Source organism: Amycolatopsis vastitatis (assembly GCF_002234595.1).
Taxonomy (GTDB): Bacteria; Actinomycetota; Actinomycetes; order Mycobacteriales; family Pseudonocardiaceae; genus Amycolatopsis; species Amycolatopsis vastitatis.
In genome coordinates, this window is sequence record NZ_NMUL01000051.1 from 46,669 (window position 1) to 67,048 (window position 20,380).

Sequence of the window (20,380 nt, forward strand, 5' to 3'; positions counted from 1 at the left end):
GGCCGGTGCCGGTTTTGCAGGCCGGCGCCGGTCGTCATCCACGCGGTCCGGTCGACGCCGATCTGCAGCCTCCCCGATGGATGCCGGCCACCCGCCAGCACCAGGGACCGGAGTCAGGCCCCGGACTTGTAGTCGGCGTCCATCGCCGCCAGGACCTTGTCCGAGGTGGACTGCTTGCTGAACACCTCCTGGATTCCGGTGAGCATCGTCTGCTGGACCTTCGGGTTGGGCCACAGCTGGTCCATGAACGGGACCGTTTTGTTCTGGTTGATGTAGCCGGAAAGCTCGGTGAGCGAGGCGTCCAGCTTGAACCCGGTGTCCGACAGGGCGGGGAGGCCGCCTTGCTTACCGGCGAAGAGGTTCATGCCCTGCGGGGACATCACGAAGCTGATGAACTTCATTGCCAGGTCAGGGCTCTTCGCCTTCGCGTTGACGCCGTAGCCCGCGCCGGCCGCCGCGGGGACGATGGTCTGGCTCGGGTCGTCGGTGGCCGGCACCGGCTTGAGGGTGAAGGTGCCGCTCGGGTTCTGCTTCTTCAGCAGCGAGATCACCCAGTTGCCCTGGATGATGCCCAGCGTCTTGCCGGTCGCAGCCAGCTTTTGGCTGGCTTCGTAGCTGGTGCCGAGCGGGTTGTCCTGGAAGCAGCCCGCCTGGTTCATCTCCTCGTACTTGGCGAAGGCGGTCGCCCACGGTGAGCTCGCGAAGGACGTCTGACCGGCCGCCATCTTCTTCTCGAAGTCCCGGTCCGGGCCGTACACGAGCGTGGCGGCCAGCGGGTACAGGGCGACCTGGGTGACCCAGTTGTCCTGGATGCCCAGCGCGAACGCCGGTGTGCCCTTCTCCTTGGCCGCGCGACAGAAGGCGAGCAGCTCGGTCCACGTCGACGGCGGGGCGAGACCGGCCTTGGTCATGGCCTCCTGGTTGTAGATCGCGCCGATGCCGTTGATCCCGTAGATCGCGTTGTACGTCTTGCCTTCGTACTGGGCGACGTCGCTGACGACCTTCGGGAACTTCGTGGCCCACGGCTGATCAGACAGGTCACGGAGGTAGCCACCCTTGGCCAGGACGGTGACGGTGCCGGGGTTGCCGTTGCCCGGCCACACCGACATGACGTCGGGAGCCGTGCCGGACGCCAGCTGGGTGCGGATCTGCTGCTGGAACTGGTCGGCGCCGCTGGTCGTGAAGTTCACCTTCACCCCGGGGTTGGCGGCTTCGAACGCTTTGACGACGTCCTCGATCGAGCCCTGATCGACCGAGGCGAGCGAGAGGGTCTTGTTGTCGCCGGTACTGGTGGCGTTGGTGCCTCCGCTGCAGGCGACCAGCGCGGCGCCGGTCATCACGGCCAGCAGGACGTGGCGGATCTTCATGGCAGCTCCTTCGAGAAGGTTGCGGTGACGACGTGGTGGCCGGAGGGCAGCCGGAGGGTGGTGCCGGTCCGGTCCAGCGCTCCTTCCGGGCCGGCGATGCTCTCGGGATCGGTAGTGGGGACTTCCAGCACGGCAGTGGTCCCCGGCGGGACGTCGGCGGTGACGGTGATGCGGTCGCCGTCGAGGGACCAGCCGCAGGCGACGCGGCCCCGGACGGTTTCCTGCTCGGCGCGGGCCCAGCTCAGCGTGCCGCCGGGCAGCGGGCGCAGCAGGAGCTCGGAGTAGGCGACGGAATCCGGCGCCTGGTCGATGCCGGCGACGCGGCCGAAGAGCCAGTCGCCGACGCTGCCCAGGCTGTAGTGGTTGAACGAGTTCATCGCCGCGGACTGGAACCCGCCGTGCTCGGTCCAGCCGTCCCAGCGTTCCCAGATCGTGGTGGCGCCGTGGCGGATCGAGTAGCCCCACGACGGGAACTCCTCCTGCTGCAGCAAGGCGTACGCCAGGTCGGCGCGGCCGTGATCAGCGAGCACCGGGCAGAGCAACGCGACCCCGACGAACCCCGTCGTGAGCCGGTTGCCGCGCTTCTCGACGCCCGCGGCGAGGTGGTCCACCGCGGCCCGCACCAGGTCGTCGGGCACGAGGCCGAACGCCAGTGCCAGCAGGTAGGCGGTCTGGGTGCCACCCTCGACTGCACCGTCATCGTCCACGTAGGACTCGATGAACGCGGCACGGATCGACGCGTGGAGGGCGCGGTGTTCGGCCGCGACGTCACCCCGGCCCAGCACCTCGGCGGCGTCGGCCACGAGCTGTGCGCTACGGGCGAAGTAGGCCGTCGAAAGCACGTCCCGCGGTGTCGTGACGTCGATTTGCAGCCAGTCGCCGTAGGAGTTGCCGGTTCGGTGCCGCCAGCGCAGGTCCGGGTTGTGGCGGCGGATGTGCACGACCCAGGCGGCCATCGCGTCGAAGCAGCGCTCCAGCACGCGCCGGTCGCCGTAGGTGCGCCACAGGTGCCACGGGACGATCACCCCGGCGTCTCCCCAGGCCGGCGCGGCCTCCCGCGGCATCGCGACGCGCGGCGCGACGTCGCCGAACGCGCCGTCGGCGTCCTGGCCGTCGACGACGTCGGCCAGCCAGCGGGCGAAGAACGCACTGACGTCGGCGTTGCGGCTGGCGGTCGGGGCGAAGATCTGGGCGTCGCCGAGCCACCCGAGGCGTTCGTCACGCTGGGGGCAGTCGGTGGGCACGGCCACGAAGTTGCCCCGCTGGCCCCAGGAGATGTTGGCTTGCAGCTGGTTCACCATCGGGTCGGAGCACTCGAAGCTCCCCGTCCAGGGTGTGTCGTTGTGCAGCACACGGGCCACCACGTCGTCCGGGGAGACGGGGTGTCCGCTGACTTCCAGGTACCGGAAGCCGTGCACGGTGAACCGCGGCTCGAACACCTCGACCGGCTCGCCGCCACACACGTAGCTGTCGGTGGCCGTGGCCCGCCGCAGATTCGTCACGTACAGCTCGCCGTCGTCGAGAATCTCCGCGTGCCGCAGGAAGATCCGGTGCCCGGACGGGGCATCGCGGACGGTGAGCCGCACCCGGCCGACCAGGTTCTGTCCGAAGTCGACCATGCACCGCCCGGGTTCCCGTTCCACGACGGAGACCGGAGACACTTCTTGCGTGACGCGGATCGGCGGGTCGGGTTCGGCGACCAGCGGTCCCGGTTCGGTGTCGAGCACGGCCACCGGCTGCCAAACCCCAGACGCGGCCAACGCGTCGACGTGCTCCCCCATCAGCAGATCGGCGAAGCGGACAGCCCCCGGTCGCTCAGTCCAGGCGGCGTCAGTGGCCACCACCTGGCGCGAGCCGTCGGCGAAGTCGACGACGAGCTGGGCGAAAAAGCCTGGTTGCTCACCGTAGTGGCGCGCAGGCCGGCGCTCGTCGAACCCGACGAACCCGGACCACCAGCCGTCGGCGACGACCGCGCCGAGCGCGTTCTCGCCGGTTCGCAGCAGCGAGGTGACGTCGTAGGTCTGGTACTGGAGACGGTGGTGGTACTCCGTCCACCCCGGCGCCAGCTCGACATCGCCGACACGGACACCGTTCAGCGACGCCTCGTACACGCCGTGCGCGGTGGCATATAGGCGGGCCCGCACGGGTTCGCGCGTCAGCTCGAACTCCCGCCGCAGGTTCAGCGGTGGGTCGCCGAGCGGCTGTTCGTGGTCGGTCGGCGGGTCGAACACCGGCTGAGCGTGGGAATCCCGCCCGACCCACACCGCGGTCCAGTCGTCCCGGTGCAGCAGGCCGGTCTCGAACCAGCTCTCCCCCGTACCCGCCGCTGCGCCCGCCTCGTCCCACAGCTCGACCCGCCAGTGGTAGCGGGTCGCGGAGCCCAGCACCGGGCCGTCCCACGGCACGAGCACGCCGTCGCCGGACTCCCGGCGCCCGCTGTCCCACAGCAGCCGGGCGGGGTCGTCGAGGTCGGCCGCGCGTTCGGCGGCGGTGATCCGGTAGGCGCTCTGCGCGGCGCCGCGGCGGTCACTCGCCAGCCGCCACGACAGCCGCGGGCGCGGCTCGCCGAGGCCGAGGGGTTCGTGGCGATGTTCGGTCTGCAGTCCGTAGGGGGTCAGCGTGTCCGTCATCCTTTGAGCCCTCCGGCGAAACCGTTGATGATGCTGCGTTGCAGTGCGAAGTAGACGACCAGGATCGGCACGATGCTGATCACCAGCGCGGCGAAGATGAGGTTCCAGTCGGCCACGTACTGGCCGACGAATCCGGCGATGGCGACGGGCAAGGTCTGCTGCGCGCTGCCGCTGAGGTACAGCAGCGGGGTGAAGAAGTCGTTCCACACCGCCACGGTGTTGAGCACCAGCGCCGTCACGGTGACCGGCTTGAGCATCGGCAGCACCACGTGCCGGAAGCCCTGCAGGGTCGTGCACCCGTCGATCAGCGCCGCGTCCTCGAACTCGCGTGGGACCGCGCGCAGGAACCCGACGTACAGGAACGTCGTGAACGGCACCTGCAACCCGGAGTAGAACAGGATCAGCGCCCACGGCGTGCCGAGCAGGCCGAGGTCCCGCATCGTCTGGTACAGCGGCAAAGCGGCGAGCTGGAACGGCAGCACCAGGCCGAGCATGATCAGCAGGAACGTCCACCGCGACCACCGGGCCGCCACCCGGGCCAGCGGATACGCCGCGAGCGCCGAGACGGCCAGCACGACCGCCACGGAGCCAGCGGTGACGAGCACGCTGTTGGCCAGCGCCCCACCCAGCAAACCCTGCTGCCAGGCCTGTGTGAAGTTGTCGAACGTCGGCGAGGTGGTCGGGGCGATCGGCGATGAGGTATCCGACGGCTGCCGGATGGCGAGGTTGACCAGCACGTACACCGGGAAGGCGAAGACGAGCCCGACGGCGATCATCACCAGTTCGAGGGTGAGCGTGCGAGCGCGGTAGCGGTTCACGACGCGGCCTTCTCGGCCCGGGACAGCCCGAAGTACTGCCCCGTCGACGCCACCGAAACGATGATCGTCAGCACCACCGCCAGCGCGATGCTGTAGCCGAACTCCCCCAGTGTGAAGGCGTCCTTGTAGATCAACGTCGAGAGCGTGTCGGTCGCGTGGCCGGGGCCGCCGCCGGTGAGCGCATAAACCTGGTCGAACAGCTTGAGCCCGCCGATGATCGACAGCATCAGGTTGATCGTGAACGCCGGCGCGAGCAACGGCCGGGTCACCGACCAGAACCGCCGTACCACGCCGGCGCCGTCGATGGCGGCCGCCTCGTGGATTTCCCGCGGAATCGACTGCAACCCGGCCAGGAAGATCACCATCGAGTAGCCGGCGTACTGCCACACGATCACGCCCACGACCGACCACAGCGCGATGTCCGGGTTTCCCAGCCAGTCCTGCCGCCACGAGCCGAGGCCGACGGCGCCGAGCAGGCTGTTCACCGCGCCGTCCGGGCCGAGCAGGTTGCGCCACAGGTAGGCGGACACGATGGGCGTGACCAACGCCGGGGCGAACAGGAACACCCGCAGCACGTTGCGGGACTTGATCGTGCTGTTGACGCCGAGCGCCAGCAGCAGGCCGAGCCCGTTCTGGAGGACCGTGATCGCCACGGCGATCACCAGCGTGTGCCAGATCGCCTGCGTGGCCGCGGGATCGTCGACCATCTCGGCGAAGTTGCCGAAGCCGATCCAAGAGAAGTCCGGCGACAGGCCGTCCCAGTCGGTGAAGGCGTAGTAGACGCCCCGGGCGCTGGGCACCAGCACCACGAACGCGAACAGCAGCAGGGCCGGCACGGTGAACCACCACGGGACGGACCGCCGGCTCGTCCCGCCGCGAGTGCGGTGCGATGGCGCCGCGACGGCGTCCGCCCGCCGCGGCTTGATGGCGACAGTCATTGGCGCCCACCTCGTTTAAACGTTTCAACGTTGCGGCCACCGAAACGGCCCTGGTCACGGAGCTTTGGGTAACGTTGCCCATTATTGGGTGCGGACGACTCTAAGAGCCGCTGTACCCCACGTCAAGACGCCTGGTGCCAGGCTTGCATGTGGCAGGTAACGTTTCCCGTATGGATCGAGCGGACTCCTCACGGCGAGTGACGATCGTCGACGTCGCGCGCCACGCAGGCGTCTCGACGACGGCGGCGTCGAAGGTGCTGCGCAACGCCTACGGCGCCAGCCCCGCCATGCGCGCGAAGGTCCAGCGGGCGATCGAGGAGCTGGGCTACCGCCCGTACGCCGCGGCGCGGGGCCTGCGCGGCCAGACCTACACCATCGGCGTCATGCTGCCCGACATCCGCAACCCGTTCTTCCCCGACATCATCGACGGAATCACCGGCACCCTGCGCGACACCGATTACCACGTCCTGCTCGGTCCCAGCTGCGACAACGAAAAGGACGAAGCCCAGCTCACCGACGCGATGGTCGACCGCGGCATGGACGGCCTCGTCCTCATCGCCCCGGTGATGTCCCAGGCGCGGCTCGAACGCCTCGCCAAGACCGTCCCCACCGTCGTGGTGGGCCGGCACGCCCGGTCGGCCCATTTCGACACGGTGACCGACGACGACACGACCGGCGCCGAACTCGTCGTCGACCACCTCGCCGAGCTCGGCCATCGCCACATCGCCCACATCGAACACCACGAGACCGACCCCGCCCGCCTCGCCGAAATGCCCAACGCGGTCCGCGCCGACGGCTACCGGAAAGCCATGCACGCCAGGGGGCTCGAGGTCGACATCGTCTCGACCAGCTACACCCAGGAAGGCGGCTACCGCGGCGCCCAGCAGATCCTCGCGCGCCCCCAGCGCCCGACGGCCATCTTCGCCGGGGCCGACATCGTCGCGATGGGTGTGCTGACCGCCCTCAGCGAGGCCGGTTTGTCCGTACCCGAGGACATTTCCCTCGCCGGCTACGACAACACCAACTTCGCCGCCCTCGGCCCGATTTCGCTCACCAGCGTCGACCAGGCCGGGCACCACATCGGCACCGACGCCGCCCGGCTGCTGCTGGAGCGCATCGCCGACCGGACCCGGCCGGCGGCCCAGATCAAGCTTTCGCCGACGCTGGTCCCCCGCCGCACCACCGCTCCCCCACGTTGACCGTTAGTTCGCCTCATCGAGGACCCCGGTCGGGAGGGCGGCCAAGGCCTTTTCGATGGCTTCCACGATTTCGAGGGGCGTGTGGCTCAGCGGATCGCGCAGGTGACGTCCGGGCGTCCACCGAGTCGTGCGGCGAAAGGCGGCGGCCCGGTCGGGATCGATGGAGCTGATTGCCGCCAGAACGGTCCGATATGCCTCAACGTCGTCGACGATGGCCGCGAGGTCGCTGTCGAGCCCGAGTCCGGTCCGTGTGCGGCGCGCGCGTGGATGCTTCTCAGTCCAGGTGTGCCTGCCACTGCCGACCTCGTGCTCGGTCCCGGATGGCAACCGGACTGCGGCTCGGGTGTTGGCCGGTACCTCGATCTCGAACCGCACGAGGTCCTTCGAGCGGGACCAGCCCGCCGATGCGCGCCCGTACGGCGTGTCGTGCCACGCCGAGGCGTCGTCGAGCGCGTCGAGCAAGGTCGGGACGACTCGGATGCGCCGGTAGCCGGGTTCGGCTGGTGCGAGACCGGCCACGCACCGGTGCAGCCAGTCGGCGACCGCACCGAGCGCATAGTGGTTGAACGACGTCATCTGGCCCGGGTTGATCGAGCCGTCCTCGAGCATCGAGTCCCAGCGCTCCCAGATGGTCGTGGCACCCATCGTCACCGGGTAGAGCCACGACGGGCACTCGGTCTGCACGAGCAGGCGCGACGCCGCATCGGCGTGTCCGGTCGCCGTCAGCGCGTCACAGATGATCGGCGTGCCGACGAAACCGGTGGCGATGTGATAGCCGTAAGCCCGGACGAGGTGGCACAACCGCTCCCCCATCGCGTCCTTGTGCGCATCCTCCATGAGGCCGAAGACGATCGCGATGGCGTACGCCGTCGGCGCGTCCGACACCATCCGGCCCTCGGGCGTGATGTACGTGCCACGGAACGCGTTCGCGATCCGCGCCGCGAGGTCGCCGTACCGGCGTGCGTCTTCCTCACGGTCCAGCAGCCTGGCGGCCTGCGCCGTGAGGTCAGCCGAGCGGTAGTAGTACGCCGTCGCGACCAGCCCCGGGTCGGTCTTGGCCTGGCCGGGCTGGTCGGGTGGGGCGTCCGGGTCGAGCCAGTCACCGAACTGGACGCCGCCCTCCCACAGCAGCTTGCCGCCCGTCCGGGCCGTCACCGTGTCCACCCACCTCGCCATGGCCTCGAAGCAGGCCGGCAATGCGTCCGGGTCACCGAAGCGTTCCCTCAGGACGGTGGGCACGACGGTGATCGCGTCGCCCCACGCGGCGACCGGCTGCAGCTGGCCCGGCACCTGGGGAATGACTGCGGGCACGACCATCGGCACGACCCCGTTCGCTGCCCGCTGCTCGGCCATGACGTCTTCCAGCCAGGAGCGCAGGAACGCGTCACAGTCGTAGAGGAACGACGCGGTCGGGGCGAAGACCTGGATGTCGCCGGTCCAGCCGAGCCGCTCGTCCCGCTGGGGGCAGTCGGTCGGGATGGACAGGAAGTTGCCGCGCATTCCCCACACGACGTTGTCGTGGAAGCGCCGCAGCAACGGGTGCGCCGTGGTGAACCCACCGGTGCGCGACATGTCCGTGTGGACGACCGCGGCCGAGACCGCGTCGGGCGAGAACTCTCCGGGCCAGTTCCCGATTTCGACGTACCGGAAACCGTGGAACGTCCAGCGGGGCTCCCACGTCTCCTCGCCATCGCCGCTGAGGGTGTACCGATCCGTGGCCGCGGCGTTGCGCAACGGCCGGATTCCGAGTTCTCCGTGCTCCAGCACCTCGGCGTGCCGCAAGGTCACGGTGTGCCCGCGCGGCCCGGCGACGGTCAGCTTGACCCATCCGACGAGGTTCTGGCCGAAGTCGAGGACCGTCTTGCCCGACGGTGTGGTGAGCACATCAGCCACTTCGCGGTACTCGATCACACGCACGGGCGGGCTCGACCGGGGTTCCGGCCGCACGTCCGGCACATCGACCAGCGCGACCGGGTTCCAGTCCTCGTCGTGCCGACGCGCGTCATAGGTTTCGCCTTGGTAGATGCTCGCCGAGACAACCGGGCCCGGCGACCACCGCCAATGCTCATCGGTGGTGATCGTGGTGCTGGTGCCGTCTTCGTACTCGATCACCAGCTGCGCGGCCGCGGCCGGATGGCCTTCGTAGAACCGTCGTGCCGCGTCACGGAACCCGAAGTCCTCGGTGTACCAGCCGCCGGCCAGCTCGATCCCGAAGGTGTTGGTTCCCGGACGCAGATGCGAGGTCACGTCGTTGACGTCGTACAGCAGCCGCCACTGGTAGCTCGTCCAGCCCGGCTTCAGCACCGCGTCGTCGACCGCGGCGCCGTTGAGGCGGACGTCGTAGGCGCCGAAAGCCGTCGCGTAGAGAAATGCCCGGCGGACACCGCCGTGCACCTCGAACGTGGCGCGCAGCAGATGGGGTTCGTCCGAACCGGACCCGACGAACGTCGCCTGCCACTCCCCCGGGTCGAGGAAGCCCGCCGTCACTTCGGTCGGTTCGCTCCACGGCGAGACCGAACCGTCGGTTCCCCGGACCCGTACGCGGACGGCGGCCGCTTCCCGGGGCCGCAACGGCGCGAACGGCCACTCGACGAAGACCGATTCATCCCCGTCGATCGACGCGGACACGCGTACGTCCGCGGTGATCAGCTCGATCTCGGCACCCGCCTGGAGCCAGTTCCCGTCCCGGGACAACGTCTTCCACGACAGCCTCGGCGCCGCGGTGGGCAAGGACGGTTCGCCCGAACCGACGCGGGGAGCCTGGACGGTGACGGGGTCACTCGTCATCAAAGCGCCTCCTTGGCGGTAACGGCGGCGGTCCCGGCGGGCGACGGCGCCGTGGCGGTGCGCTGGCGGCGCAGGATGACCGTGCCGATCCCGCCGGACACCAGGGCGAACGCGGCCAGCAGGAAGTACAGGCCCTTCGGGCTCCACGCGATCAGCGCGGGCGTGACGAGGGCAAAGGCGGAGGCGATGAAGCGGGCGATCGCGATGGTGAAGCCCTGCACGGTCGCGCGGGCGTTCACCGGGAACGACTCCTGCGTCCAGATCTTGTAGAGGGCCTCACCGATGAAGGGGAAGGCGATGTTGTAGAGGACCAGTGCGGCGATCATCGCCGGCAGGACAACGCCGCCGGTGACGGCGATCAGCAGCTGGCAGGCGGTGAAGACGGCGACACCGAAGGCGAAGAACCGGCTGCGCCACTTCGTATCGGCGATGCGGGTGAACACGATCGTACCGACCAACCCGATCAGCGTGGTGCCGAACGACAACCCCGTGGCCACGGTCTGCGTCGTGCCACCGACCGTGACGAGGAAGTAGGTCTTGAAGGACCCGAAGGTGTTCGCCACGAGGGTGAAGAACAGGTAGAAACCCGCGGTGAGGGCGATCAGCACCAGCGACGTCCGGTTGCGGAGCAGGGTCGCCAACGGCACGGCCTTGGCGGGGTCGACGCCCACCGTCTCGTGCCGTTCGAGGGCTTCCTCCTCGAGCCGGTGGAACGGTGGGTAGAAGGCACGGAAGGCGAAGGTCGCGACCGCCAGCACGGCGAGCAGGCCGAAGATCATGCTGATTCCGGGCACGCCGAGCCCGGAGACGGCGAAGCCCAGGAGGGTCGCCACCACGACGCCGACCGTCCACATGACGTGCGTGAAGGCGACGAGCCGGCCCTGCGTGCCCTCAGGGGCGCGCTCGGAGAGCACCGCGAGCGAGATGGGCAGGTCCGCGCCGGCGGCCACGCCGAGCACGATCACGCCGGCGACCAGCACGGAGGCGTTCTGGGCCAGCGCGATCGTCGCGGCCGCGGCCGCGTAGAGCAGGATCGTCAGGGAGAACATCCGGCCGCGGCCCACCAGGTCGGCCAGCCGGCCGCCGACCAGCGAACCGACGGCGATGAACAGCGTCAGGGCCGAACCCAGCACGCCGACGGTCCAGACATCGAGGTCGAATGCCTTCTTCCACAGGGCCAGGCCCAGGCCGACCGAGATGATCGCGCCCGAGTCCAGCAGCGACGCCATGCCGGCGGCGACGGCGAGCATCCAGTGTCTGCGGTCGAGCCCGGTGGGCGGCTTGGCGGTGTTCGCGGCCATGGGGTCTCCTTCTTCGTCGAAGCAGCGCGCCGGCCTGGTAACACGTTTTACCTCGGCGGCGACGGGATCACACCACATGACCTCCTATAACTGTCAAGTCCTACAGAGCAACTTGGTAAAACGATTTAATCTGCCGGTGCGCTACCCGCTGCGGGAGTAGCTCACTGCCGGACGGTCGACGCCCGCACGACCAGCTCGGGCGAGAACTCGATCTGCGGCCGGGGCAGGTGCGGGGTGCCGCGCTCCCCGGCCGAGCCGAGCGCGTCGATCTCGGCGAAGAGCAGGTCGGCCGCCGCCGTGCCCAGCTCGGCGTGCGGCGTCCGGATGGTGGTGAGCGGCACGATCGTCGATCGGGCGAACTCGATGTCGTCGTAGCCCACCACGGCGATGTCGGACGGTACGCTGACGACCTTCGAGGACACAAAGGCCTGGACGACGCCGATGGCGAGCAGGTCGTTCGCGCAGAACAGCGCGTCGGGACGCTCGGAAGGCGGTCGTCTCGCGATCGCGTCCGCGCAGGCGATCCCGGCCTCGACCGAGCGCTCGGGCACCGGGATGACTTCCAGGGTGACGCCGGGGGCCGAGTGGACCGCCGACAGCGCGCCGTTGAGCCGGTCGGCCACCTGCTTCAGCGCGAGCGAGGACGAGACGAACCCGATGCGCTTGCGGCCCAGCTCGACGAGGTGGGCGGCGGCCAGCTTGCCGCCGGCGACGTGGTCGATGGACACGGACGCCTGCTCCGGCGATTCGGCGTGGCGCGCACTGAGCACGCTCGCGATGCCGAACGAGCGCATCCGGGCCAGCTCGGCCTCGACGTTGCCGACCGGCGCGATGATGACCCCGCTGACCAGCTGCTTGGCGAACAGCTGCAGGTAGCTGCGCTCGCGCTGCTCGGAGCCGGTGTCGTTGGCCATCAGCATGTACATGCCCTCGGCCGAGACCCGCCGCTCGATCGCCGCGGCGATCTCGGGCGTAGTGGCTCCGGCCAGTTCGAACGCGATGTAACCGATCACCGGGCTGACGCCGGTCCGGAGGGTGCGGGCGGCGTCGTTCGGCACGAACCCGAGAGCATCAACGGCCTGCTGGATCCGCTGCCTCGTCGCGTCGGACAGCTTCCGCGGCTTGTGGAAGTAGTTCGACACCGAGGCAGGCGACACCCTGGCCAGCTCGGCGACGTCGCGAATCGTGACCCTGTTCAGCCGACTGTTCCTCTCGCACGCCCATGGACTCGCGGCCCATGTTAGTGCAGACGCGTGAACGGCGGCCCGCCGCTGACCAGGGCGGAAGCCGCGGGCGCGTCCGGTATCGGACAAACGCTTGCCCATCCCGGCGACGCGTCCGCAAGATGCCCTCCTGGCCTTGTCTCCGGCCGCCCCCGCAACCCTCCACTCAACGGGGAGAGGAAGGCATCGGAATTGAAACGATTCACTTTGACGAGAGCGACACCGCTTCGCCGTCTGGCGACCGTCGGAATGCTCACCGCCATCGTTCCCGTACTCGCCGCCACGCCCGGTCAGGCTGATCAGGCTTTCGCCCGCCCGGACGCCGCGGCGTGGAAGTCCTACGTGCTCGGGCCGTCGAGCTCCGACGTCCACGCGAATCGAGTGGACGGCCGCGGCGACGTCAAGCACCCGCAGTCCCTCGTGAGCTCCCACGGGCCGGCGACGACGCTCACCACGGTGGCGGGTGGCACGCCCGCTTCGGTGCTGCTGGACTTCGGCAAGGAGATCGGCGGCACGCCGTACCTCGACCTCACCCGCGTCACCGGCTCCCCCACGCTCACCCTGGTCACCGCCGAAGCCCGCCAGTACATCCGCACCCCGGCCTCGACGACGGTGCCGGCGGCGGTACCCACCGGGACGACCCAAGTTCCACTGGCCTCCGCGGCGAACCTCGAAGTCGGCAACACGATCACGTTCACGGCCGCGGGAGGTACGCCGGTCACACGCACCATCGCAGCCTTCGACGCCACGGCCCGCACCGTGACCGTCAAGCCCGCGCTGCCGGCCGATCTCCCGGCGGGTACCGCCGTCAAGACGTCGCCTGGAGCGCCGAGTTCGGACGAGTCCCGCGGCCTCGCCGGTGTCGGCGGCCCGGACACCTTCCAGCCCACCGCGCCCGGCCGGCTGACCGGCGGGTTCCACGGGGGTTTCCGGTTCGCCCTGCTCACCCTCTCCACCCCCGGCAGCGTCAGCCTTTCCTCGCTGGGCGTGACCTTCCAAGCGTTCCGCGCGACCCCGGCCGACTACCAGGGCTGGTTCCTCTCCAGCGACGACCAGCTCGACCGGATGTGGTACTCCGGTGCGTACACCCTGCAGATGAACCTCAAGGCGCCCGGGGTCAACGGGCTCCCGGACGCCCGGATCTACGACGGCGCCAAGCGCGACCGCAGCATCTGGACCGGTGACCTGCTCGTCCAGATCCCCACCCTGCTGACCAGCCTCGGCACCGCCGGGGCGCCGTATGTGAAGTCCTCGCTCGACACGTTGCTGGCGACCCAGCGGGCCGACGGCGCGTTCCCGGGCTCCCCGGACTTCTCGAAGCGCACCAACCCGGCGGGTTCGCCGCTGTTCTACTCGAACAACTACTCCGGCTACGGACTTCGCGCCTTCGTCGACTACTACCGCTACACCGGCGACAGGGCCTACGTCACCGCCGCGCTTCCCGCGCTGCGCAAGGAACTCGCGTACAACGACAGCTTCCTCAACGCGAACAACCTCGTCGTCTCCAACGACGGCGACTACTGGCAGGCGACCCAGACGGGGGAAGTCACCAAGTACAGCATCGACTACTACATCGTCCTGCGCGAGATGTCCTGGCTGGAGCGCACCGCCGGTTCCCCGGCCCTGGCCGACGGCGACGACGCCAAGGCCGACGCCATCAAGACCGCGGTCATGAGCAAGCTCTGGAACCCGACGCTGGGCGCGTACGGGCAAAGCAGCACCAAACCCGACGTCGTCGTCGAGGACGCCAACGCCCTGGCGCTCCAGTACGGCTTCGTCCCGGCCGGTCAGGAGGCGAGGGTCCTCGCCGCGCTGAAGACGCTCTGGACGCCGTACGGCGCCATCATGGGCCCCGGCCTGCAGGACCCGACCGGGCACACGATCGAGCCGTTCGGCAACGGCATGGAGACGGCCGGCCGATTCTCGACCGGGGACACCGCCGGGGCGCTGGAGCTCATGCGGCGCACCTGGGGTCCCATGGTGGACAAGCAGAACCCGCTCTACACGGGAGCTTTCTGGGAGTTCAAGAACAGCACCGGCGGCGTCAACCGCGCGACCGCCAGCCTCGCGCACGGCTGGGCCGCGTCCCCGTCAGTCCAGCTGACCGAGCAGCTCCTCGGGGTCAAGCCGGTCGGTGCCGGCTACCAGACCTGGAGCATCGCACCCAACCCCGGCACGGTTCGCTCGGCCGCCGGCGCGGTCCCGACCGCGTTCGGCACCATCAAGACACAGTGGACCAACGACCCGCACTCCGGCCGGTTCACACTCACCGTGCAGGCCGCCCGCGAACACTTCGGGCACCATCACGGTTCCCGTCGGTCGCGGCTCGGTGGTCACCGTCAACGGCTCCAGGGCGAAGTCGGCAAGCGGTTCAGCAACCTTTGCCGTGCCGGGTGGCACTTACCGGATCACCGTGTCCCAGCGCTGATGGAGGTGTGACATGCGCTTGTCCGCAACACCGAGAAAACACTTCGTGTCCCTCGTGGCCGTCGGCGTTCTGGCCGCGTTGACCATGGTTCCCGCGGCCGCCGCGGGACCGGAGCCCGACGCGTCGATCGCAGGCACGGATTCTTTGCAGACTCTCGCCGGCGGCCTCTCCCCCACCCAGTTCGCCCACCCGGACAACCACTTCAAGCCGGCCATGCGCTGGTGGTGGCAGAAACCGCTCGACGACACCGAAGCGCTGCGCGAACTGCAGGTGATCGCCGACGCCGGGTTCGGCGAAATCGAGATCGCGTTCTCCGCCGGAGCATGGGCCACCGACGAACAGCGCACCATCCTCGGCCACGTCCTGGACAAGGCCGCGCAGCTCGGCATCAAGATCTCGATGACCATGGGGGCGGCGTGGCCCGTCCAGACCCCCAGCACCGGTGCCGGGTCGGGCTTCGCCTCCCAGGAACTGCAGTACGGCCGCGTCCACCTGACCGGCGGGCAGAGCTTCTCCGGCCCCGTCACCCCACCGATCGACGCGGCCCAGCTGCCCCAAGCCCGGAAGCTGGTCGCGGTCACCGCGGCCCGGGTGGTCGACGCCGGCCCCGACGTGACGACGCCCGGGCAACCACCGGCGAAGTCCACCGTCCTCGATCCCGCGTCGCTGACCGACCTCACCGCCCAGGTCAAGGACGGCAACCTCACCTGGCGCGCCCCGGACGGCGGCAACTGGGACTTGTTCGCCTTCTGGTCCCGGGAAAACAAGGGCAACTACACGAACCCCTTCGACGCGGACGCCTCGCGCAAGGCCGCCCAGGACCTCGACCAGATCCAGATCGGCCAGGACAACGCGCCGAAGCTGAGGAAGGCGGGCGCGGACCTCTTCGAGGACTCCCTGGAACTGCACGGCACGTCCATCTTCTGGACCCCCAAGATGGAGAGCGAGTTCCGCGGCCGCCGCGGCTACGACATGGCCAAGTACCTGCCGCTTATGTTCGTCCAGGGCGAGTCGGACTTCCCGGTGCCCCCGAAGGAGCCGAACGCCGACTTCGCGCTGTCCGACGGGTCGGCGGGCAAGATCCGTCACGACTACTACGAGACGCTGACCGACCTCTACATCGGCAACCACTTGCAGGTGTTCCAGGATTGGGCGAAGCAGTACGGCATGCAGTACAAGGCCCAGGCCGCCTACCTCCAGGACCTGGAGCCGATCCGGAGCTTCCGGTCCCTGCAGAGCTTCGGGGCCCGGTCGGAAACGGAGTCACTCGACGCCGGTGAGAACCTGCCCATCTCGACCGACGATCCGGCGTGGCGGAACTCCCTCGCCTTCCAGCAGACAATCGCCTCCAGCGTGCACCAAACGGGCGGCGACCTGCTGAGCGTCGAGCTCGGCGCGTTCTTCAAGCCCGCGTACAGCATGAACCTCGACAACTACCGCGACCTGATGGGCAAAGAGTGGGCCGCGGGCGTGTCGCAGCCGTTCATCCACGGCTTCGCGCTGCAGACCGCGGGTGCGGCGTGGCCCGGAACGACCCGCTTCGGCGAGACGGTCACCGACAGCTGGAACGACAAGAACTTCCCGCAGTGGTCGAGCTGGGCCGCTCTCAACGGCTACTTCGCCCGCGGAACCAGCGTCCTCGAAACCGGGACGGCGAAGACCGACGTCGCGGTCTACAGCGACTCGTTCCTGTCCCCGCGGGGGAACCAGTCGCCGTTCGACGCTCATCGCCTCGAAGAACAGGGCTTCTCCGTCGAATACCTCGACCCGCAAGGCCTGGCGCGAGACTCCCGGCCGGCCAATGGTGAGCTGTTCCCCCGCACCAGTGGTTACCACGCCTTGGTGGTCGACCAGCGGGCGATCGGTCACGACGCGGCGGCGGCGATCCTGCGTGCCGCCCACGCGGGCGTCCGCATCGTGTTCGTCGGCGCACTACCCGATCACGACACGACTTTCGCTTCGGGCGGTCGCGGCGACGCCGACGTCAAGAACAGTGTCGCCGAGACGCTGAAGCAGCCGTCGGCGGCTCGGGTGGCGTCCCAGAACGACGTCGCGGGCGCGTTGAAGCGGCTCGGTCTGGCGCCTCGGATGGCCTCCGGCGGTACCCAGGTCCTGTCCCAGTGGCGCGAGGTCAAGGGCGGGGCGTACGCCTACCTCTACAACCCCAGCGACCACCCGGTGACCTTCACGCCGTCGTTCGGCGTCCAGGGCGTGCCGTCCGAGATGAACCTCTGGAACGGCACGGTTTCCCCACTGGCCCAGTACACCACGGGCAACGGGCGCACTGCGCTGCCGATGACGCTGCAGGGTCGCGAGGGCAAGGTGATCGCGATCGACAAGGACGCACGGTCCGCGGTCCACGTCGTCGGCTCCAGTGCGCCCGAGGGCGGGCAGCTGGCGATCAGCGGCGGGAAGATCGTGTTCCGGGCCACCGAGTCGGGAACGCAGGCGTTCCAGCTGTCCACCGGCCGCACGGTCGACGTCACCACCGAAGTCCCTGACTCCGACCGGCCGCTGTCCGGGCCGCCGTCATCCCGTCCGTCGGTGATCGAGCCGTGGAGCCCGTGGTCGCTGTCGGTCAAGTCGGTGACCCCCACGGGCGGCGCGACGGTGACGGTACCCAGCGGTCTAGGCGACTCGCAGTTCCAGCAGTTCCGGCTCAAGGACTGGCGGGACATCACCGACCTGTCCGGTGAGTCCGGGGTGGGCACGTACACGGCGAACACAGTCTTGCCGGACGGCTGGCGCAATGCCGGCGGCGTGCAGCTGGACCTCGGGCACGTCGACGGGACGGCCGACATCTCGGTCAACGGCCAGCTCGTCGGCAACCAGATCACCGACGGCAGGCAGTGGGACATCGGGCGCTGGCTGCATCCGGGGACGAACACCGTCCAGATCACGGTGCGGACGACGCTGCGCAACGCAGTGTCCAAGTACAACAAGAAGTCGACGGCGAGCCAGCCGTACGGTCTTCGAGGACCGGTGACGTTGACGCCGTTCCGCGACGCGGTGGTCTTCGGCGGGAGGTAGCCGAATCCGTGCAGACTCCGAGGAGGCGCCGATCCTGCGCCTGCTCGGCTTTACGAACCGAAGCGGCGCCGAGGAGTCCTCGGCGCCGCTTCGTCCGACACGGTTCAGGACAACGCGATGCGCCCTCGGAGCGGCAGGTCAGCCGACGAAGTGCCCACTCCGACGGTGTAGTTCCCCGGCACCACCGTCCACCCGGTGCTCGAGTTGAGCCACACCGCGAGTTCCTCCCGCGGCACGTCAAGGGTCACCGTCGTGCTCTGTCCCGGCTTGAGCGTCACCTTCGAGAACGCCTTGAGCTGCGGAGCCGGCTCCCGAGCCGCGTCCGGAGCCGCGACGTAGAGCTGGACGACCTCGGACCCGACGCGGCGGCCGGTATTGGTGACCGACAACGAAGCTCGCAGCCCGAAAGGCGTACGAGACACCCGCAGCTCGCCGAGCCGGAAGCTCGTGTACGACAGGCCATATCCGAAGGGGAACAACGGCTTCTCCCCGGAGTGCCGATACCAGCGGTACCCGATCGCCAGCCCCTCGTCGTAGAAGACGTGCACCCCGTCGCCCGGGAACTCGACACCCGTCTTCGCCGGTCCCTGCCGGTCGGTCGCGGGGAACGTCTCGGGCAGCCGGCCACCCGGCTCGGCGTCACCGAACAGCATCGCCGCCACCGCGTTGCCCTGTTCCTGCCCCGCGTACCAGTTGGTGATGACGCCCCGCACGCTTCCCAGCCACGGCATCAGCACCGCACCGGAAGTGTTCAGCACCACCACCGTCCGAGGGTTCGCCGCGGCGACCGCCGCGACGAGCTCGTTCTGATCGGCCGGCAACGCCAGCGTCGAGCGGTCCATCCCTTCGCTGGTGACGTCCGCGAGAACCACGACGGCCACGTCGGCGGCGCGCGCGGCCGCGGCGGCTTCCTGGTGCAGCTGGTCGTACCCGGCCTGGAAGCCGAGCACCAAGGACGTGCGAGGAGCGCGGCCACCGGGTACGGGCGCGGCCGAGACGTACGTGACCTCGATGGCGTGGTCGCCCGCGGTCAAGCCGACGAACCCGTTTTGCACGGATTCACGGCCCGGCGTATACGTGAGCACGACCTTGCCGTCGATGGTCAGCGTCGTGAGCCCACCGGCGGTGAGGCTGAACCGGTAACCCCCGGCAACGTCGGCGTGGAAGGTGCCGGTGTAGCGCGCCGACCAGCCGTCCGTCTGGCTCGCGACGGCCGCCGGGGTCGCCGTGACGTTCAACTGCGGAACGGTCTCGGTGCCCAGGGGGTCGCCGGTCAGGTCCGTCGACGCGTAGTACGTCGCCGTCAGCCCCGCGCCGAACGCCGAGGGCGGGACAACCGGCAGCGCCGCGATCCCCAGCGTCCCCCGCGCGTAGGTCACCGGGATCGACCCGGCCCGGGCGCGGATGCCGGCCAGCGGCGTCACGACCGGGCCGTGGGAGGTGACGCTGCCGGAGCCGCCGCCGTGGGTCTGGGCTCCGGCGTCGGCCGCGTCGCCGATGACCGCGATGCTACGCGGGCGCGCGAAGGGCAGGAGACCGTCGTTTTTGAGCAGCACGCTGCCTTCGACGCCGATCCGGCGCGCCAGGTCGAGGTGCGCCGGGGTCGAGACGACGGTGTCGACGACCGCCGCCGGGTCGGGTAGCGGGTGGTCGAACAGCCCGACGCGGATCATCGGCGTCAGCACCTGGGTGACCATCGTGTCGAGCTGTGCCTCGCCGACGGCGCCGGAAAGCACCGCCGCCTTGAGCGCGTCACCGAGGTAGGTGCCGCCGGGCATCTCGGTGTCCGAGCCCGCCTTGGCGGTCTGGACGGTGCTGTGGGTGCCGCCCCAGTCCGACATGACCCAGCCGTCGTAGCCCCACGCGTCGCGCAGCACGTCCTGGACGTTGATCCGGTTCTCGTGCGCCCAGGTCCCGTTGATCTTGTTGTAGGACGTCATGACGGCGCCGACCCCGGCTTGGACGGCGGACCGGAAGCCCGGGTAGTAGATCTCCTGCAAAGCGCGGTCCGAGACGACGACGTCGATCGAGTTGCGCAGGATTTCCTGGTTGTTGGCGACGAAGTGCTTCACCGTCGCGATGACGTGGTTGGCCTGGACACCGCGAATCGTCGCGGCCGCGAGTTGCCCGTTCAGGTAGGGATCCTCGGTGTAGGTCTCGAACGAGCGGCCCCAGTGTGGCACGCGCAGGACGTTGATGCAGGGCGCCAAGGCGACGTTGTGGCCCTTGGCCGCCTGCTCGGCGCCATAGGCGTTTCCGTACGCCGTGGCGGTGTCCGGGTTCCAGGTGGCGGCCAGCGCCTTGGAGTCCGGCCACTGGGTGACACCGACGGACCCGTTGCCGGCGCCGCTGGGACCGTCGGCCAGCCGCAGCGCCGGGATGCCGAGTCTGGTGTTGGCGGGGATGTGGCCGGTGAAACCCTTCGTGGCCGGGATGCCGTGACAGTAGGCGATCTTCTCGTCGAGAGTCATCCGGCCACCAGTTGCCGGGCCCGGCCGGCGGCCGCCTGCACCTCCGGGGGCAGAGTGGGAGCGGCGGGCACCGCCTCCGCCACTGCGGGCGGGGCGACCGCGGCGACCCCGGCCGCGGCCACGCCCGCTCCCGACCACTTCAACATCGACCGACGCGTGACATCCATCTGCACACTCCTTTGTGGTGT

Annotated in this window: 12 protein-coding genes; 3 read left to right on the forward strand and 9 right to left on the reverse strand. The window is 69.5% G+C overall.

The genetic code is table 11. The features are described 5' to 3' along the window. Positions 1–113: 113 nt before the first annotated feature. The 4 genes from CF165_RS40030 to CF165_RS40045 are packed head-to-tail and all read right to left on the reverse strand — an operon-like array spanning position 114 to position 5,753. Positions 114–1,367, reverse strand: coding sequence for an ABC transporter substrate-binding protein (locus CF165_RS40030; RefSeq protein ID WP_093952799.1), 1,254 nt, complete (start codon positions 1,365–1,367; stop codon positions 114–116). After that, positions 1,364–3,997, reverse strand: a complete 2,634-nt coding sequence (locus tag CF165_RS40035) for an alpha-L-rhamnosidase (RefSeq protein ID WP_093952800.1) — start codon at positions 3,995–3,997, stop codon at positions 1,364–1,366. The genes CF165_RS40030 and CF165_RS40035 overlap by 4 nt, the downstream gene beginning before the upstream one ends. Continuing rightward, positions 3,994–4,815 (reverse strand): carbohydrate ABC transporter permease, encoded by an 822-nt coding sequence (locus CF165_RS40040; protein WP_093952801.1) that lies wholly within the window; start codon positions 4,813–4,815, stop codon positions 3,994–3,996. Before CF165_RS40040 ends, CF165_RS40035 begins: the two co-directional genes overlap by 4 nt. Further along, positions 4,812–5,753, reverse strand: coding sequence for a carbohydrate ABC transporter permease (locus tag CF165_RS40045; RefSeq protein ID WP_093952802.1), 942 nt, complete (start codon positions 5,751–5,753; stop codon positions 4,812–4,814). The genes CF165_RS40040 and CF165_RS40045 overlap by 4 nt, the downstream gene beginning before the upstream one ends. Positions 5,754–5,923: 170 nt before the next feature. Here CF165_RS40045 and CF165_RS40050 point away from each other — a divergent pair, with 170 nt between their 5' ends. Continuing rightward, on the forward strand, positions 5,924–6,952 hold the full coding sequence (locus tag CF165_RS40050) for a LacI family DNA-binding transcriptional regulator (RefSeq protein WP_240522004.1): 1,029 nt from the start codon (positions 5,924–5,926) through the stop codon (positions 6,950–6,952). A gap of 3 nt (positions 6,953–6,955) precedes the next feature. Here CF165_RS40050 and CF165_RS40055 read toward each other — a convergent pair whose 3' ends face one another. From CF165_RS40055 to CF165_RS40065, 3 genes are all read right to left on the reverse strand, one after another. Beyond that, positions 6,956–9,739 (reverse strand): alpha-L-rhamnosidase, encoded by a 2,784-nt coding sequence (locus CF165_RS40055; RefSeq protein ID WP_093952804.1) that lies wholly within the window; start codon positions 9,737–9,739, stop codon positions 6,956–6,958. Further along, a complete protein-coding gene (locus tag CF165_RS40060; protein ID WP_093952805.1) occupies positions 9,739–11,040 on the reverse strand; it encodes an MFS transporter in 1,302 nt (433 codons plus the stop codon). Before CF165_RS40060 ends, CF165_RS40055 begins: the two co-directional genes overlap by 1 nt. Before the next feature lie 161 nt (positions 11,041–11,201). Further along, a complete protein-coding gene (locus CF165_RS40065; protein ID WP_276209761.1) occupies positions 11,202–12,365 on the reverse strand; it encodes a LacI family DNA-binding transcriptional regulator in 1,164 nt (387 codons plus the stop codon). Positions 12,366–12,512: 147 nt separating this feature from the next. Between CF165_RS40065 and CF165_RS40070 the strand changes: the two genes are divergently transcribed. Both CF165_RS40070 and CF165_RS53005 read left to right on the forward strand, forming a co-directional pair. Then, a complete protein-coding gene (locus CF165_RS40070; protein ID WP_240522006.1) occupies positions 12,513–14,702 on the forward strand; it encodes an alpha-L-rhamnosidase-related protein in 2,190 nt (729 codons plus the stop codon). 34 nt (positions 14,703–14,736) lie between these two features. Next, positions 14,737–17,721 carry a glycosyl hydrolase gene (locus CF165_RS53005; RefSeq protein WP_240522007.1) on the forward strand — a complete coding sequence of 995 codons (2,985 nt, stop codon included), beginning with the start codon at positions 14,737–14,739 and terminating at the stop codon, positions 17,719–17,721. A gap of 104 nt (positions 17,722–17,825) precedes the next feature. Here the strand turns inward: CF165_RS53005 and CF165_RS40080 are convergent, their stop codons facing one another. Together CF165_RS40080 and CF165_RS40085 are read right to left on the reverse strand one after the other, a co-directional pair. Beyond that, positions 17,826–20,192, reverse strand: a complete 2,367-nt coding sequence (locus tag CF165_RS40080; protein WP_093952806.1) for a beta-glucosidase — start codon at positions 20,190–20,192, stop codon at positions 17,826–17,828. Then, complete coding sequence (locus tag CF165_RS40085) at positions 20,189–20,359, reverse strand: twin-arginine translocation signal domain-containing protein (protein WP_143268783.1); 171 nt, start codon at positions 20,357–20,359, stop codon at positions 20,189–20,191. The genes CF165_RS40080 and CF165_RS40085 overlap by 4 nt, the downstream gene beginning before the upstream one ends. Between the last annotated feature and the right edge of the window lie 21 nt (positions 20,360–20,380).